The sequence below is a fragment of the Serratia sp. CY56464 genome (assembly GCF_052168435.1).
Taxonomy (GTDB): domain Bacteria; phylum Pseudomonadota; class Gammaproteobacteria; order Enterobacterales; family Enterobacteriaceae; genus Serratia; species Serratia marcescens.
Genome location: NZ_JBJNMV010000006.1, coordinates 121,032 through 138,044 on the forward strand (window position 1 = coordinate 121,032; position 17,013 = coordinate 138,044).

Genomic DNA, 17,013 nt, shown 5'->3' on the forward strand with positions numbered 1-17,013 from the left:
CATGTTGACGGATGCGCTATTGATTGCGTTGTTGGCCGGATTGGCCGGGGTTGACCTGTTCGACGGTCTGACCCATTTCCACCGGCCGGTGGTGATGGGGCCGCTGGTGGGGCTGATTTTGGGCGACATCTACACCGGGTTGCTGGTGGGCGGCACGTTGGAGCTGGTGTGGATGGGCATGGTGCCGCTGGCGGGCGCCCAACCGCCGAACGTGGTGATCGGCGGAGTGATCGGCACCGCGTTCGCCATTCTGACCAAGGCCGACCCTAAAGTGGCGATCGGCGTGGCGGTGCCGTTCTCGATTGCGGTGCAGGGCTGCATCACGCTGCTGTTTACGCTGTACTCACCGATGATGCACCGCTGCGATCGCATGGTGAAAGCGCTGAACTGGCGCGGCATCGAACGGGTGAATTACCTGGGCATCAGCATTCTGTTCATCTTCTATTTCGTGGTGGCGTTCCTGCCGATTTACTTCGGCGCCGATGCGGCCAGCGCCATGGTGCAGAAGGCGCCGGGCTGGCTGCTGGACGGGCTGGCGGTGGCGGGCGGCATGATGCCGGCGATCGGCTTCTCGCTGCTGATGAAGGTGATGATGAAAAAAACCTACGTGGCCTATTTTATCCTCGGTTTCATCTCGGTCACGTTTCTCAAGCTGCCGATCCTGGCGGTGGCGCTGGGCGCCCTGGCGATCGCCCTGATCGATTTCTTCAACACGCAACGCGGCACGGCAGAGGCGACCGCCCGGCCCGCTCCGCAGGAGGACGCCGAAGATGGCATTTAACGATTCCGACGATCTGCTGGCGCAAAAGGCCGAGCAGCGCATGGCGCAGGCGCTGGCCACCAGCCAGGTGGAGCAGGACGATTATCTGGACAGCCAGCCCGCCGAAGCGCTGACGCGCGGCGACATCAACCGCATGGCCTGGCGTTCGCTGCTGTTGCAGGCGTCGTTCAACTACGAGCGCATGCAGGCGGGCGGCTGGCTGTATCAGTTGATCCCCGGGCTGCGCAAGATCCACCGCAACCCGCAGGATCTGGCCAACTCGATGAAGATGCACATGGAATTTATCAACGTGCACCCGTTCGACGTCACCTTCCTGTCCGGTTTGGTGCTGGCGATGGAGCAGAACAAGGAGAAGATCTCCACCATTCGTGCGGTGAAAGTGGCGCTGATGGGGCCGCTCGGCGGCATCGGCGACGCGCTGTTTTGGCTGACGCTGCTGCCGATCTGCGCTGGCATAGGCGCTTCGCTGGCATTGGAGGGCAGCCTGTTCGGGCCGATCGTCTTCCTGCTGCTGTTCAACCTGTTCCACTTCGGCCTGCGTTTTGGGCTGGCGCACTACGGTTATCAGGCCGGCACCAGCGCGCTGGCGCTGCTGAAGACCCACACCCGGCGCATTTCTCACGCCGCGTCGATCGTCGGCATGACGGTGATCGGCGCGCTGGTGGCCTCGTATGTGCACCTGTCCACGCCGCTGGTGATGCACGCCGGCAAGGCCAGCGTGGCGCTGCAGACCGACGTGCTGGACAAGCTGATGCCCAACTTGTTGCCGCTGTGCTTCACGCTGCTCATTTTCTTCCTGATGAAGCGCGGTTTCTCGCCGGTGAAGCTGATTGGCGTCACCGTAGCGATCGGTGTGGCGGGCAAATTTATCGGTATTTTGTGAGGAGCGGGCTATGCCAGGCATTGTGATTACCGGCCACGGCGGCTTTGCCACCGGGCTGTTGCAGGCGGTGGAACAAGTGGTGGGGCCGCAGCGGCACTGTGCGGCGGTCGATTTCCCTGAACAGATGAGCACCGCGCAGCTCAACGACGCCCTACGCTCGGCGCTGGCGGCGGTTGCGCAGCCGGACGGTGTGGTGTTCCTGACCGATATGCTCGGCGGTTCGCCGTTTCGCAGCGCCTGCGAACTGGCGGATGCGCAGGGCGATTGCGAAGTGCTCACCGGCGTCAACATGCAGTTGGCGGCGGAAATGATGCTGGAGCGCGATGGGCTGAATCTGGATGAATTTCGCGAGATGGCTTTGGCGTGCGGTAAACGCGGCCTGACCAGCCTGTGGCATGAACGCCGCCGGGTGAAGTGCGAAGATGCGCAGGCCGATGGCATCTGAACGAAAACCGGGCGCGCCCGCGCCCGGCTTCGTGAGTTATGCCGGCAACGGGCTCAGCGCCAGGCGCGCCGGTTGGTCTTCGCCGCGGCTGAAGCGCCAGCAGGTCTGATGGTACTTCGCCACGCTGTTGCGGTGCGCTACGCTGATCAGCGTCATGTCCGGCAGTTCATCCACCAGCAGGCAGTACATCAGTTGCTCGGTTTCGTCGTCCAGCGCGCTGGTGGCCTCATCGAGGAACAGGATGCTCGGGCGAATCAACAGGGCGCGGGCGAACGCCAGCCGCTGTTGCTCACCCGGCGACAGGCGATGGCTCCAGTTGGCGGAGGTATCCAGCCAGCGCTGCAGGTGTTTCAGACGGCAGTTTTCCAGCACCCGCATCAGCTGTTCGTCGCTGTATTCTGACGCCAGGCTCGGGTAGCTCAGCGCCTCGCGCAGCGTGCCGATCGGAATGTAGCTGCGCTGGGGCAGGAACAGCGTGTTGGCGTTGGCCGCCACCCCGATGGCGCCCGCGCCGTAAGGCCAGATACCGGCGATGGCCCGCAGCAGCGTCGACTTGCCGCAGCCGGAAGGGCCGACGATCAGCAGGCGATCGCCGCGTTGCAGCGTCATCTCTGCGCCGGCCAGCAGCGGTTGGCCGTCGGGCAAGTTCAGGCTGAGGTTATCCAGCGTCAACGGATGGGCGGTCTCTTCCCGCAGCTGAATGCCGCGCGGCTGATGGTGAACCTGATCGACGGCGGCGTTGAAGCCGGCCAAACGGTTAACGCAGGCTTTCCAGGTCGCCAAGTCGTTAAACGCGTCGATAAACCACGACAGCGCACCCTGCACCTGGCCGAAGGCCGAGGCGATCTGCATCAGGCCGCCCATCTGAATGGCGCCGGAGAAGTAGCGCGGCGCCGCCACCAGCAGGGGAAACACGATGGCGAACTGGCCGTAGAAGTTGGTGGCGATGTTCAGCCGCCGGGTGATGCGCATGATCGCCCACCAGTTGCTGCGAATGGTGTCGAAACGGTCACCCAACTGTTGCGCCTCGCGCGGTTCGCCGTGGTATAGCGCAATGGCGTCGTTGTTTTCGCGGATGCGGATCAGGCCGAAACGGAAGTTCGCCTCATACCGCTCCTGGTTAAAGCCCAGCATGACCAGCGGTTTGCCGACCCACCAGATCAGCAGCGATCCCAGCACCGCATACAGCAGCGCGAACCACACCATATAGCCGGGCAAGGTGATGGCGTGTTGACCGAGCGCGAAGGTCATCGGCCCGCTGACGTGCCATAAAATGTCGATAAAGGAAAACAGCGTCACCAGGCTGGAGAGCAGCCCGAGCGACAGTGACAGGGTATATTGAGTCAGTACGTTGAGATCTTCAGCGATACGCTGATCGGGGTTATCGACGATCTGCTGCTGCTCGGTATGGTAATACGCCTGGTGCGCCAGCCATTTTCCCATGAACTTTTCCGTCATCCAGCGCCGCCAGCGCATCTGCAGCCCCTGAGTCAGGTAGATCTTGTAGACCGCCAGCACGATGAAGATCAGCGCCAGATAGGTGAAGCGCCACAGCTGCGCCTTGAACACCGGGTAGTTTTTGTTCTGCAACGCATCGTAGAACACCTGGTTCCACTGGTTGATCTGCACGCTGATATAGACCAGACCAAGCGACAGGACGACGATGGCTGTTAGCATCATCCAGGCGCGCCATCGCTCCTCAGACACCCAAAAGGGTTTGATCAACTGCCACACGGCGTGTTTCTGCAAGGGGGTTGCGTTCATAACGGCTCGATAATTGCGGTGTTTTGTTCAGCATGGGCTGCGGGCCGGTAACAAACAAACCGCGACTGTAAGCAGTTTTGACTCCGCTAACCGTTTGAAATAAGGCGGCTGAATCGTCAGCGGCGCGCTGGCGGGCGCAATTGCGGCATACACTCCGGCGCAGGGCGGTTATACTGGCGCCGAATTTTTGCAGAAAGGATAAACGATGAAGGCTTGGTTTCCCCTGTTGCTGACCTGCGGCGTCTTCGCCAGCGCCCGGGCCTGGGCGCACATTGACGAGCCGGACATCGCCGCCGACTGTCAAAAGGTGGCGAGCTACGCCGAACTGGGAAAAAAGGCCTATCAGCGGCAGGATTACGCCAAAGCCGCCGACATCTTTCGCGATCAGGCGGCCTGGAGCGAGTTTTGCGGCCTGAGCGAGCAGGCTGTCGCCACGGCTTACAACAACGTGGCGCTGTCGCTGATGCACGCCGGGGAATTGCTCAAGGCGCAGGCCTATCTGGCGCTGGCGCCGCACGACGACAAATCGCAGCACAACATGAGCCTGTTGCGCCAACGCCTGGCGCAGCAGCCGCAGCCCAAGGGGCCGGGCGGCGTGTATTGGCAATACGCCGGGCGCGGCGTGTGGAGCGAAGTGGCGGTGAAGCCGCAGGGCGAGCGCTGGTTGATCGCGTTTTCCGGCTACGCCATGCCGCAGATGGGGCTGTATTACGGGCCGAACATGGGCGACTTCACCGCCGAGCTGCCGATCGAACACGGCAAGGCTGTCTACCACCAGCATGAAGCGGAAAGCGCGCAGGTCTGCGACGTGACGATGGCGTTTGGCGAACAAGCGCTGGAGATGCATACGCGGGGGGATTGCGGGTTCGGTCACAACGTGCGGGCGGAAGGGCGGTTCGTGCGGGTCGAATGACTCGCCCCGGCGATCGGGGCGAGAAGGGTTACGCCAGCGCGGCGGCGCCCAGCAGGTTCTTCCAGGCTTCCACATTGCCCAGATAGTTCCCGGCCGGCAGCAGATGCAGGTGGCCTTCGCTGTCCTGCAGCGCAAAGGTCGGGAAGCCCTGGCCTTGCACTTTGGCGAGCAGCGCCCGGCTTTCCGCGATGTGTTGCGCGGTCGGTGCGCCGCTGTTGAAGCGCATTTCGGCGATAAACGCCGCCGAAGGCAACCCCAGCTCTTTCGCCAACGCTTCCAGCACCGGCGTGTCGGCGATGCGCCGGCCTTCCTTATAGTGCGCCTGCTGAATGCGATGCAACATGTCCAGCCCGCGTCCAGACAGCTTTTCCGCCGCCAGGATAGCGGTGATCGGCGGTTCGGAATCCATCACTGCCGTGGTGTCGCGCAGTAGGCCGTTGAAATAGGCTTCGCCGAACGGCTGGCCCGTCATTTCGGCGATGCGTTTGTCGTGCGGAATGACATAGTTGCGCCACTCGTCGGTGATCTGGCGGCGATTGTTGCCGGTCATCATGCCGCCGGCGTGCGGCACGATCTTCAGCCCGGGGAGGCTCTGAGCCGCTTTCACCAGCGGCGCGGCGCCATAGCACCAGCCACACAGCGGATCGAAAATGTAATGTAACGTGGTTTCGGTCATCTTTACTCCTCGCTTGGCGCGCGGCAACTCGCCGCGGCGCCGGGGCTGGTTCAATCACGCAGGGGCGCTTATTGCGGCCACTTCATCTCGCCTTTCAGCACTTTTGCGCTCAGTTCCAGGCTCGATTCGTCTTTCAGCGTCGGGTAGTGCTTTTTCATCGCTTCAATCAGCGCGGCGGAGTCCTTGGCCTTCGGCAGTTCGGCTTCCAGCGTGGTCAGGTATTTCTGGGTAAAGTGCACCGATGCCAGCGTTTGCGCGGCGCCTGGCAGGAAGTGGCCCGGCACGACGACCTGCGGCTTCAGCGCTTCGATGTTTTTCAGCGTCTGCTGCCAGTGCTGGCGCGATTCCTCGGTCTGGTTGTCGGCGATCCACGGATGGATATTGTCACCGGCGACCGCGACGCCGCCCACGACCGCTTTCAGCGCCGGGATCCAGACGAAGGTGCGATCGGGGGTCGGGCCGTTCAGGCCTTTCACTTCCACTTTCTGGCCGTCGATGGTGAAGCTGTCGCCCTGCAGCGGCTGTGGCACGATCACGGTTTTCGGCGCGTTGTCTTTCAGGATCGGGCCCCAATAGGCGACTTTGCCGTCTTTGGTGGCGTTGATGTCCTTGATGGTGCCTGGCGAAGCGATGATTTTCGCCTCCGGGAAGGCCGCCTTAATCACGTCCAGACCGAAATAGAAATCCGGGTCTGAGTGGCTGATATAAACGGTGGTCAGCTTCTTGCCGGTCGCCTTGATCTTTTTCACCAGCTCTTCGGCATCGTTACGCTGGAACTGAGCGTCAATCAGCGCCACTTCGTGTTGGCCGCTGACGATTTCGGAAGACACCGGGAACACGCTTTTCTCGCCCGGGTTATACACTTCCATGGTCAGGGTATCGGCAGCGGTGGCGTAAGTGCTCAGTGTGGCGACGCCGGTGAAGGCCAGAGTTAACAGTGATTTCTTAAACATGGGCAGAGGTCCTTAGGTATCGGTTAATGTTGTAACGATGTTAGGTTGCATAAAGCGATAGAAAAACTGGATAATAAGCAATTATTCGTTGCATAAATCGGACTAATCATGGATCGCATTACCGCCGCTGAGGTTTTTGTCACCATCGTCGATCGCGGCAGCATGATCGCCGCCGCGGAAACGCTGGAGATGTCGCGTGCGATGGTGACGCGCTACCTGGCGCAGATGGAGCAATGGGCCGGGGCGCGTTTACTGCACCGCACTACCCGTAAGCTTAGTCTGACCGACGCCGGTGAGCGTACTCTGGAACGTTGCCGACAAATGTTGGCGCTGGCGGGGGAAATCGATCTGGTGGAGGAAGGGCAGAGCGACGAACTGCGCGGCCTGCTGCGCATCACCTGTTCGCAGTCGCTCGGGCAAACGGCGTTGGTGGGGGCGGTCGCTCAGTATCTGAAGCGTCACCCGCAGGTGGCGGTCGATCTGCAGATGAACAACCGGGCGGTGAACCTGGTGGAAGAGCGCATCGATCTGGCGCTGCGCATCACCAACGAGCTGGATCCCAACCTGATCGCCCGTCCGCTGTCCACCTGCGCATCGGTGGTGTGCGCCGCGCCGGCGTATCTGGCGGCACACGGCACCCCGCGCCAACCGCAGGATCTGGCGTTGCACAACTGCCTGACCTACTCCTATTTCGGCAAAAGCCTGTGGCACTTCGATGCTCAGGGCGTGAAATCGGCGGTGGCGGTCAGCGGCAACCTGAGCGCCAATGAGTCGGTGGTGTTGATGGCCGGCACGGTGCAGGGCGCGGGCATTTCCATGCAGCCCTATTATTCGGCGGCCCCGCTGCTGGCCAGCGGCGAACTGGTCGAATTGTTGCCGGATTACCGGCCGCAGTCGATGGGCATCTACGGCATCTACACCTCGCGTCGCCAGATGCCCGCCACCTTGCGCACCATGCTGGACTTTCTGGTGGAGTGGTTTGCCACCGATCCGCAGTGGCAGGCGACGCTGCGCTAAGGCCTCGGCAATATTCCCACGCCGCTTTCAGCGCCTGACAGCGGCGGCCAGCCGGGCGGAGAAGCGTGCCGCCTGCTGATGCAAATGGTCGATAAAGGCCGTGACCAGCGCTGATGAAGGGCGGTGCAGCGGCCGGATCAGGCTGACGGTGAACGGCACGTCGATGCTGAACGGCCGCACGTGCACGCCGCTGCCGGCATAGTCGAGCGCCGTCAGCGGGTTAACGATCGACACCCCCACGCCGGCTCTCACCATGGCGCACACTGACGCCGCACTGTGCGTTTCCATCACCATGCGGCGCTCGACGCCTTGCTCGGCGAACAGCGCATCCAGCAAGTGACGATAGCTGTCGGTGCTCGACAGGCTGATGAAGTTCTGCCCGGCGAAGTCCTGCGGCGTCAGCTGGTCTTTTACCAGCAGCGGGTGGCCCGTCGGCAGCACGCACACTTCGTTCAACGTCATCAGCGTCACCCGTTCGGTGCCCGCCGGCGTGAGGGTGGTTTCCGTCAGCCCGAGATCGTGGCGCTGGGCAGACAGCCACTCTTCCAGCAGCGGCGACTCTTGCGGGATCACGCTGAAGCTGACTTCCGGATAACGTTCGATAAAGGGCTGGCACACCGCCGGCAGCAGCGATTGGGAAAATACCGGCAGGCACACGATCGACAGCTGCGCCTGCTGAAACTGGCGGATGCCGGCGGCGGCGTTGACGATGCGATCGAGGCCGTAATAGGAGCGTTGCACCTCTTCGAACAACCGTAACCCTTGCACGGTAGGGGACAAACGCCCGCGCACCCGGTCGAACAATTGCAGCCGAATCAGCTTTTCAAAGCGCGCCAGCTCGCGGCTGACGGTCGGTTGCGAGGTTTGCAGCAGGGCCGCCGCCTCGGTCAGGTTGCCGGTGGTCATCACCGCCCGAAAGATTTCGATCTGCCGCAAAGAGATACTGTGCATGGCGAGGCCGCTCGACTGTAGAGAAAGCCATATCATAAATGAATAGACTACGGCTAAATAGATATTTTTCACTCGATTCAGCGTGCGGCACTATGGCTTTATCTGCCGTCATTTTCGAATTGGGAATATCGCCATGCCACGCCCGTTGCACGACACCTCCACCGCGTTGAACGCCGCTAACCTGCTGGCTTTGCCGCAGCGTTTCGGCTGCCCGGTCTGGGCTTATGATGCGGACATCATCAGCCAGCGCATCGCTCAGCTGCGCCACTTCGACACCATTCGTTTCGCGCAGAAGGCCTGTTCGAACATTCATATTTTGCGCTTGATGCGCGAGCAGGGCGTGAAGGTGGATTCGGTGTCGCTGGGCGAGATCGAACGGGCGCTGCAGGCCGGTTTTCAGCCGGGCGGCGAACCGAGCGAGATCGTGTTTACCGCGGACGTGTTGGATCACGCCACGCTGGCGCGCGTCAGCGAATTGAAGATCCCGGTTAACGCCGGTTCCATCGACATGCTGGATCAGCTCGGCCAGGTTTCCGCAGGGCATCCGGTGTGGCTGCGCGTTAACCCGGGATTTGGCCACGGCCACAGCCAGAAAACCAACACCGGCGGCGAGAACAGCAAGCACGGCATCTGGTATGCCGACCTGCCGCAGGCGGTGGAGAAGATCCGCCGCTATGGCCTGCAACTGATCGGCGTGCACATGCACATCGGTTCCGGCGTCGATTACCAGCATCTGGAGCGCGTCTGTGATGCGATGGTGCAGCAGGTGATCGATCTCGGTCATGACATCAGCGCCATTTCCGCCGGCGGCGGCCTGTCTATCCCGTATCAGTACGGCGAAGAAGCGATCGATACCGAACACTATTTCGGTTTGTGGAATCGGGCGCGTGAACGCATCGCCGCGCATCTGGGGCATCCGGTGCAGTTGGAGATTGAACCCGGGCGTTTCCTGATGGCGGAAGCGGGCGTCTTGGTGGCCGAGGTGCGGGCGGTGAAAGACATGGGCAGCCGCCACTTCGTGCTGGTGGACGCCGGTTTTAACGATCTGATGCGCCCGGCGATGTACGGCAGTTACCACCATATTTCGCTGTTGCCGGCCGATGGGCGCGATACCTCGGGGCAAGCGCTGCGCGAAACGGTGATCGCCGGGCCGCTGTGCGAATCCGGCGACGTGTTCACCCAGCAGGCGGGCGGCGGCGTGGAAACCCGAGAGCTGCCGCCGGTGCAGATCGGCGATTATCTGGTGTTTCACGATACCGGCGCCTACGGCGCGTCGATGTCCTCCAACTACAACAGCCGTCCGCTGTTGCCTGAAGTGCTGTTCGAAAACGGCGAGCCGCGATTGATCCGCCGCCGCCAAACCATCGAAGAACTGATCGCGCTGGAACTTATCTGATCAGCCGGCGGGCGCCTGGCGCCCGCTTCACAGCGTTATGCGGCGGCATGATTACGGCTGTTCGTGCGCGTTGTTGAGGGTGGCGACCGAGTGGCGGCGCACCAGCGTTGGGCTGAACATGTTGGTGATTTCCGGCAACGGTTGCCGGTTGGCCAGCGCCAGCGCCAGCTCCGCCGCCTGGGTCGCCATCGCCACGATCGGGTAGCGAATGGTGGTCAGGCGTGGGCGCAGGTAGCGCGAAATCAGCACGTCGTCGAAACCGATCAGCGAAATCTCCCCCGGTACGTCGACGCTGTTATCGCTCAGCACCGACAGCGCGCCGGCGGCCATCGGATCGTTGTAGCAGGTAATGGCGGAGAACGAACGGCCGCGGCCGAGCAATTCTGTCATCGCCTGTTCGCCGCCGATCTCGTCCGGTTCGCCATAGGCGATCAGCTTTTCATCCACCGCGATGCCGTGTTCCCGCAGCGCGTCGAGATAGCCCTGCAGCCGGTCGGTGGCGTCGGAAATCTGGTGGGTGGAGCAGATGATGGCAATGCGCTGATGCCCTTGCTGGATCAGATGACGGGTCGCCAGCCAGGCGCCGTAGCGATCGTCGAGCGCCACGCAGCGCGTTTCGAAGCCCGGCAGCGTGCGGTTGATCAGCACCATGCCCGGGATCTGTTGCATCCAGCCGCAAAGTTCCTGATCGCTCAGCCTTTTGGCGTGCACCACCAGCGCTTCGCAGCGGTGCCGCACCAGCTGTTCAATCGCCTGACGCTCTTTTTCGGCGTCGTGGTAACCGTTGCCAATCAGCAGAAAATTGTGGGTGGCGTAGGCCACCTGCTCGACCGCCTTGACCATCGCGCCGAAGAAGGGATCGGAAACGTCGGAGACGATCAGGCCCAGCGTCTCGGTGGATTGCTGCGCCAGCGCTCGTGCGTTGGCGTTAGGGTGATACTGCAGCTGTTCCATGGCGGCCAGCACCGCGGTGCGCGACCCTTCGCTGGCCTTGGGGGAATTGTTTATCACGCGGGATACCGTGGCCACGGAAACCCCCGCCAGCCTGGCAACATCCTTTATCGTAGCCATATCAGTCAACACATCCTGGGTAATCGCTTACATCCCCCAGTTTTGCGGAAAAAAACCGGGGCTGCAAGCGGTCTCGTGCGCAACTTGTGGCGGCCGTTGCAGAATCTCTTCGAGTCTGTACGCATAACCATCGACGACCGAACGATAGCGCAATTTGTACGTTGGCACTGGCGGCGGGCTGAGGTAACGTCTGTGCATTCCGATTTGCGCCGAGAACGCCATGTCCATTAAACGCTATCCGCAGCTCGCCCATTGGGGCGCTTATACCGCCGTGGTTGAAGACGGCCGGCTTATCCGTTGTGAACCCTTCGTTGACGATCCCGATCCTTCGCCGCTGCTCGATTCCATTGTACCGATGGTCTACTCCGACAAACGCATCCGCAAGCCGGCGGTGCGCCGCTCGTGGCTGCAAAAGCGCGAGGGCAGCGACCGTACGCTGCGCGGCAGGGAAGATTTCGTCGAGGTGGATTGGGAGTTAGCGCTCGATTTGGTGGCGCAGGAGAATCGCCGGGTGCGCGATCGCTACGGTGCCTCCGGGCTGTTTACCGGCTCTTATGGCTGGTCGTCGGCAGGGCGGCTGCACCATGCCCGCTCGCTGGTGCGGCGGTTCTACTTCAGCGGCGGCGGCGGCGTCGATCAGCAGGGCAACTACAGCTGGGGCGCGGCGCAGTTTTTCCTGCCGTATGTGATCGGCACTTTCTCGCCGTTGACCGGGCGCGTCACCAGTTGGCCAAGCGTGGTGGAGCACTGCGAACTGTTTGTGGCGTTTGGCGGGTTGGCGCTGAAAAACGCCCAGGTGTCTTCCGGCGGCGCGGCGGAGCATGCGCTCAAGCCCTGGCTGCAAAAGCTGGCGCGCAAGGGCACGCCGGTGATCAACATCAGCCCGATGCGCGACGACTGCCCCGAGTTCGTCAATGCGGAATGGATCCCGATCCGGCCGAATACCGACGTGGCGCTGATGCTGGCGCTGGCTTACGAAATCCAGCGGCTGGGCGCGCAGGATGAAGCCTTCCTGCACAGCCACTGCGTGGGTTATCAACAGTTGGCGGATTACCTGAACGGCGTGAGCGACGGCGTGGCGAAAACGCCGGCCTGGGCCAGCGACATTACCGGCATTCCGACGGCGCGCATCGCGCTGCTGGCGCGGCAGCTGATCGGCGTGCGCAGTTTTATCACCTGTTCCTACTCCGTGCAGCGCGCGCATCGTGGCGAGCAACCGTACTGGATGATGATCGCGCTGTCGGCGATGTTGGGCCAGGTGGGGCTGCCGGGCGGCGGGTTCTCGTTCGGCCACGGCTCAATGAACGGCGTCGGCAACCCGCGCGTGGATACCCCCGCACCGACCATGCCGGTAGGCGATAACCCGGCCGGGCTGGCGATCCCGGTGGCGCGCATCTGCGACATGCTGCTGCGCCCTGGCGAAGCCTATCAATTTTGCGGCGAGACGCGGCATTATCCGGATATCCATCTGGTGCACTGGGCCGGCGGCAACCCGTTCCATCACCATCAGCAGTTGAACCGACTGGTGGAAGGCTGGCAGAAGCCGGATACGGTGATCGTCCAAGATATCTGGTGGACCGCGGCAGCCAAAATGGCGGATATCGTGTTGCCGGTCACCAGTTCGCTGGAGCGCAACGACATCGGCGGCTCGTCGCGCGATCGTTACGTGCTGGCGATGCATCAGGCGATTGCGCCGCAGCATCAGGCGCGCAACGATTTCGATATCTTCGCCGATCTGGCGGAGCGCCTGGGCTATCGCGAGCGCTTTACCGAAAACCGCGACGAGCGGGCCTGGATCGACGCTATCTACCGGCAATGCGGCGCTGCGCAGCAGCGCGCCGGCGTCGCCTGGCCCGAGTTTGAGGCGTTCTGGCAACGGGGCTATGTCGAGCTGCCCGCGCCGGCCAAAGAGTTTGTATTTTTTGACGCGTTCCGCGCCGATCCCCAGGTTAACCCGCTGCAAACGCCCAGCGGCAAGATCGAGTTGTTCAGCGAGCGGATCGCCGGCTATCGCTACGAAGATTTCGCTCCGCATCCGCAGTGGCGGCCGCCGGTGGAGTGGCTGGGCGCGCCGCAGGCCAAGAATTGGCCGCTGCACCTGATCTCCATTCAACCGAGCGATCGCCTGCATAGCCAGATGGATCCGGCGCCGCTGGCGCAGGGCAACAAGACCGCCGGGCGCGAAACCCTGTATATGCATCCGGACGATGCGGCGCCGCGCGGGGTGGCGGACGGCGCCGAAGTGCTGGTCAGCAATGCGCGCGGCAGCTGTCTGGCGGGGGTATCGCTCACCGATGGTGTGACGCGCGGCGTGGTGTTGATGGCGACCGGTGCCTGGTTCGAGCCGGGTTTCGACGCACAGCGCCGGCCGCTCGAGCAGGCGGGCAACCCGAATGTGCTGACGCTGGATATTGGCACCTCGCCGCTGACGCAGGGGCCGAACGCCATGAGCTGCCTGGTCGAGGTCAGCGCGCGATGAGTGAAGATTTCACGTCTGGGTCACTGGCTCGTCGTTGTTATATTTATTTTCGTCGCTGCGGGAAGGTTTAAGTTTCATTGAGTTATTACAGCAGATCGCGGGAAATTTACAGCTGGTTGCATTTGGAGCAGAACTCTTGCGATTCGGCGGTAGTTTCCTGCACGCCATCTCTCTAGAGTAGGTGATCCCAGAGGTATTGATTGGTGAGAAATCAGCATACTCTGTATGTTGAAGCCATTTTCAATTGCACCAACCTACGCGGATGCGTAGGTTTTTTTTTGCCTGCCATATAGTATTCTTTTCCCTACAACGATTTACGCCTCCATGGCCAAGGGAGAAGGGCATGATCTTTTCACTGCTGCGCGCGCTGTTTCGCCTGTTGTTTCGGGTTCGGGTCGAAGGGGGCGTCCAGCACTTCGAACGGCAAAAACTGCTGATTACGCCGAACCACGTCTCTTTCCTCGACGGCGTGCTGTTGGCGCTGTTCCTGCCGATAAAACCGGTGTTTGCGGTTTACGCCAGCATCGGCGAGAGCTGGTTCATGCGCTGGCTTCGGCCCTACATCGATTTCGTCTCGCTCGATCCCACCAAGCCGATGGCCATCAAGCAGCTGGTGCGCATGGTCGAACAGGGGCGGCCGATCGTCGTGTTCCCTGAAGGGCGCATCACCGTGACCGGCGCGCTGATGAAAATCTACGACGGCGCGGCGTTTATCGCCGCCAAATCGGGCGCCACCGTGGTGCCGGTGCGGATCGACGGCCCCGAATTCAGTCCGTTCGGCCGCATGGCCGGGGTGTTCAAGATCCGCTGGTTTCCGCAAATCAGCATCCGCATCTTGCCGCCGACCACGCTGCCGATGCCGGAGGCGCCGCGTGCGCGCGAGCGTCGGGCGCTGGCGGGCGATCGGCTGATGCAGATCATGATGCGGGCGCGCATGGAGACGCGCGAACCGCAGACGCTGTTCCATGCCTTGCTGGCGGCGCAGCGCCGCTATGGGCGTCGCAAGCCGTGTATCGAAGACATCGCTTTCAAAGAGGACAGCTACCAAACGCTGATCAAGAAATCGCTGGGCGTCAGCCGCATTCTGCAGCGCTTTACCGCCGAAGGGGAACACGTCGGGCTGCTGTTGCCGAACGCCACCATCACCGCGGCGGCGATCTTCGGCGCTTCGCTGCGCAACCGCATTCCGGCGATGCTCAACTACACTGCCGGCGCCAACGGCCTGAACAGCGCGATGACCGCCGCCGGCATCAAGACCATCGTCACCTCGCGCCAGTTCCTGGAGAAGGGCAAACTGACCCACCTGCCGGAGCAGGTGACGCAGGCCAACTGGGTGTATCTGGAGGATCTGAAAGACACCGTTACGCTGGCGGACAAGCTGTGGATCCTGCGGCACTTGCTGCAACCGCAGCGCGCGGCGTTGCCGCAACGCCCGGAGGACGCGGCGCTGATCTTGTTCACTTCCGGCTCCGAAGGCCACCCCAAGGGCGTGGTGCATTCGCATGCCAGCCTGCTGGCCAACGTAGAACAAATTCGCACCATCGCCGATTTCACGCCGCGCGACCGTTTCATGTCATCGCTGCCATTGTTCCACTCGTTCGGCCTGACGGTGGGGTTGCTTACGCCGCTGATCACCGGCAGCCGCATTTTCCTCTACCCCAGCCCACTTCACTATCGCGTGGTGCCGGAGTTGGTGTATGACCGTAACTGCACGGTGCTGTTCGGCACGGCGACCTTCCTCAACAACTATGCGCGCTTCGCGCATCCGTATGATTTCGCCCGCCTGCGCTATGTGGTGGCCGGCGCGGAGAAACTGGCGGACAGCACCAAACAGATCTATCAGGATAAATACGGCATCCGCATTCTGGAAGGCTATGGCGTGACCGAGTGCGCGCCGGTAGTGTCGATCAACGTGCCGCTGGCGACCAAGGTGGGCACCGTTGGCCGCATCATGCCGCAGATGGAGGCGCGCTTGATCGCGGTGCCGGGCATCGATAACGGTGGCCGTCTGCAGCTGAAGGGGCCGAATATCATGAAAGGCTATCTGCGGGTTGAACGTCCCGGCGAGCTGGAACCGCCGGCGGCGGAAGATGCGAACGGCGTGCTGCAGCCGGGTTGGTATGATACCGGCGATATCGTCAGCCTGGATGAGCAGGGTTACTGCACCATTCGCGGGCGCGTGAAGCGCTTCGCCAAGCTGGCGGGCGAGATGGTGTCGCTGGAGAGCGTCGAATTGCTGGCGCAACGGCTGTCGCCGGAAAAGCTGCATGCCGCCACGGTCAAAAGCGACAGCAGCAAAGGCGAGGCGCTGGTGCTGTTCACCACCGATCCCGCCATTACCCGCGAGGCATTGCTGCGGGTGGCGCGCGAGCTGGGCAGCCCGGAGCTGGCGGTGCCGCGCGATATTCGCCTGTTGAAAACGCTGCCGGTGCTCGGCAGCGGCAAACCTGATTTCGTCACCCTGCGTCATATGGCCGAACAGCCGGAGAGTGCCTGATGAATCCTTCGACCGAATCCCCTTTGTTGTCACGCGGCATGATCGCGGTGATCAGCGCGCAGTTCCTCTCGGCGTTCGGCGACAATGCGTTGCTGTTCGCCACGCTGGCGCTGATCAAGCAGCAGCTGTATCCGGACTGGAGCCAGCCGATCCTGCAGATGGCCTTTGTCGCCACCTACATCATCCTGGCGCCGTTTGTCGGCCAGGTGGCCGACAGCTTCGCCAAAGGGCGGGTGATGATGTTCGCCAACGCCCTGAAGCTGGCGGGGGCGTTGATGATCTGTTTTGGGGGGAACCCGTTTTGGGGTTACAGCCTGGTCGGCGTGGGTGCCGCCGCGTATTCTCCAGCCAAATACGGCATTCTGGGCGAGATCACCAGCGGCGAGAAGCTGGTCAAGGCTAACGGCCTGATGGAGGCCTCGACCATCGCCGCCATTCTCACCGGTTCGGTGGCCGGCGGTATTCTGGCGGACTGGCACGTGGTAGCGGCGCTGGCGGCCTGCGCGTTGGTTTACGCAGGGGCGGTGGTCGCCAACCTGTATATTCCACGTCTGGCGGCGGCGCGCCCAGGGGCTTCATGGCGGCCGCGGGCCATGACGAACAGCTTTCTTACCGCCTGCGTCACATTATGGCGCGATGGGCAGACGCGTTTCTCTTTGATCGGCACCAGCCTGTTTTGGGGGGCCGGCGTGACGCTGCGTTTTCTGTTGGTGCTGTGGGTGCCGGTGGCGCTTGGCATTGCCGATAACGCCACGCCGACGCTGCTGAACGCCATGGTGGCCGTCGGCATCGTGGTCGGCGCCGGCGCCGCCGCGCGCTTCGTCACGCTGAAGACGGTGAAGCGCTGCATGCCGGCCGGGATCCTGATCGGCGTCGCGGTCGCGGTGTTTGCGTTGCAAACGACCATGCTCAATGCCTACGTCTTGCTGGCGATCATCGGCATACTGGGGGGCTTCTTCGTGGTGCCGCTCAATGCGTTGCTGCAGGAGCGGGGCAAGCATTCGGTCGGCGCTGGCAATGCGATCGCGGTGCAAAACCTGGGTGAAAACGCCGCCATGTTGCTGATGCTGGGCCTGTATTCTTTGGTCGTGAAGCTGGGGGTGCCGGTGGTGGGCGTCGGCGTAGGGTTTGGCGTGGTGTTTGCGCTGGCGATTAGCGCATTGTGGTGGTCTCAGCGGCGGTGAAAC

At 62.3% G+C, this 17,013-nt stretch carries 14 protein-coding genes; 9 read left to right on the plus strand and 5 right to left on the minus strand.

Going from position 1 to position 17,013, the window contains the following annotated elements:
• Position 1: 1 nt before the first annotated feature.
• Genes agaW through agaF form a run of 3 tightly spaced genes read left to right on the plus strand, consistent with a single transcriptional unit; the run spans position 2 to position 2,109 of the window.
• Positions 2-781, plus strand: a complete 780-nt coding sequence (agaW, locus tag ACJ8KE_RS21245) for a PTS N-acetylgalactosamine transporter subunit IIC (RefSeq protein WP_306376935.1) — start codon at positions 2-4, stop codon at positions 779-781.
• Positions 771-1,664, plus strand: a complete 894-nt coding sequence (locus ACJ8KE_RS21250; RefSeq protein WP_016929936.1) for a PTS system mannose/fructose/sorbose family transporter subunit IID — start codon at positions 771-773, stop codon at positions 1,662-1,664. Before agaW ends, ACJ8KE_RS21250 begins: the two co-directional genes overlap by 11 nt.
• Positions 1,665-1,674: 10 nt before the next feature.
• Positions 1,675-2,109: a PTS galactosamine/N-acetylgalactosamine transporter subunit IIA gene (gene agaF, locus ACJ8KE_RS21255; RefSeq protein WP_016929935.1), complete on the plus strand. Its 435-nt coding sequence runs from the start codon at positions 1,675-1,677 to the stop codon at positions 2,107-2,109.
• A 36-nt stretch (positions 2,110-2,145) separates the two neighbouring features.
• Here agaF and ACJ8KE_RS21260 read toward each other — a convergent pair whose 3' ends face one another.
• On the minus strand, positions 2,146-3,873 hold the full coding sequence (locus ACJ8KE_RS21260; protein WP_028127675.1) for an ABC transporter ATP-binding protein/permease: 1,728 nt from the start codon (positions 3,871-3,873) through the stop codon (positions 2,146-2,148).
• 205 nt (positions 3,874-4,078) lie between these two features.
• On the opposite strand from ACJ8KE_RS21260, the gene ACJ8KE_RS21265 reads away from it, so the two are divergent.
• Positions 4,079-4,786: a hypothetical protein gene (locus ACJ8KE_RS21265; RefSeq protein WP_033639498.1), complete on the plus strand. Its 708-nt coding sequence runs from the start codon at positions 4,079-4,081 to the stop codon at positions 4,784-4,786.
• 28 nt (positions 4,787-4,814) lie between these two features.
• Here ACJ8KE_RS21265 and ACJ8KE_RS21270 read toward each other — a convergent pair whose 3' ends face one another.
• Together ACJ8KE_RS21270 and ACJ8KE_RS21275 are read right to left on the minus strand one after the other, a co-directional pair.
• Complete coding sequence (locus ACJ8KE_RS21270; protein ID WP_048324783.1) at positions 4,815-5,462, minus strand: DsbA family protein; 648 nt, start codon at positions 5,460-5,462, stop codon at positions 4,815-4,817.
• Positions 5,463-5,530: 68 nt separating this feature from the next.
• Entirely contained in the window at positions 5,531-6,415 is an 885-nt protein-coding gene (locus tag ACJ8KE_RS21275; RefSeq protein ID WP_016929931.1) for an MBL fold metallo-hydrolase, read from the minus strand.
• A 108-nt stretch (positions 6,416-6,523) separates the two neighbouring features.
• Between ACJ8KE_RS21275 and ACJ8KE_RS21280 the strand changes: the two genes are divergently transcribed.
• Positions 6,524-7,432, plus strand: a complete 909-nt coding sequence (locus ACJ8KE_RS21280) for a LysR family transcriptional regulator (protein ID WP_015378928.1) — start codon at positions 6,524-6,526, stop codon at positions 7,430-7,432.
• A 27-nt stretch (positions 7,433-7,459) separates the two neighbouring features.
• Here ACJ8KE_RS21280 and ACJ8KE_RS21285 read toward each other — a convergent pair whose 3' ends face one another.
• Positions 7,460-8,383, minus strand: a complete 924-nt coding sequence (locus tag ACJ8KE_RS21285) for a LysR family transcriptional regulator (RefSeq protein WP_016929930.1) — start codon at positions 8,381-8,383, stop codon at positions 7,460-7,462.
• A gap of 133 nt (positions 8,384-8,516) precedes the next feature.
• Between ACJ8KE_RS21285 and lysA the strand changes: the two genes are divergently transcribed.
• On the plus strand, positions 8,517-9,779 hold the full coding sequence (gene lysA, locus ACJ8KE_RS21290; protein WP_016929929.1) for a diaminopimelate decarboxylase: 1,263 nt from the start codon (positions 8,517-8,519) through the stop codon (positions 9,777-9,779).
• 51 nt (positions 9,780-9,830) lie between these two features.
• Here lysA and galR read toward each other — a convergent pair whose 3' ends face one another.
• Positions 9,831-10,850 carry an HTH-type transcriptional regulator GalR gene (gene galR / locus ACJ8KE_RS21295; RefSeq protein ID WP_028127674.1) on the minus strand — a complete coding sequence of 340 codons (1,020 nt, stop codon included), beginning with the start codon at positions 10,848-10,850 and terminating at the stop codon, positions 9,831-9,833.
• Positions 10,851-11,070: 220 nt separating this feature from the next.
• On the opposite strand from galR, the gene ACJ8KE_RS21300 reads away from it, so the two are divergent.
• The 3 genes from ACJ8KE_RS21300 (at position 11,071) to lplT (ending at position 17,010) form a co-directional block, all read left to right on the plus strand.
• A complete protein-coding gene (locus ACJ8KE_RS21300) occupies positions 11,071-13,329 on the plus strand; it encodes a molybdopterin guanine dinucleotide-containing S/N-oxide reductase (protein ID WP_274985065.1) in 2,259 nt (752 codons plus the stop codon).
• A 343-nt stretch (positions 13,330-13,672) separates the two neighbouring features.
• Positions 13,673-15,826, plus strand: coding sequence for a bifunctional acyl-ACP--phospholipid O-acyltransferase/long-chain-fatty-acid--ACP ligase (aas, locus tag ACJ8KE_RS21305; RefSeq protein ID WP_016929926.1), 2,154 nt, complete (start codon positions 13,673-13,675; stop codon positions 15,824-15,826).
• A complete protein-coding gene (gene lplT / locus ACJ8KE_RS21310; protein WP_079452396.1) occupies positions 15,826-17,010 on the plus strand; it encodes a lysophospholipid transporter LplT in 1,185 nt (394 codons plus the stop codon). The genes aas and lplT overlap by 1 nt, the downstream gene beginning before the upstream one ends.
• The last annotated feature ends 3 nt before the right edge of the window (positions 17,011-17,013 follow it).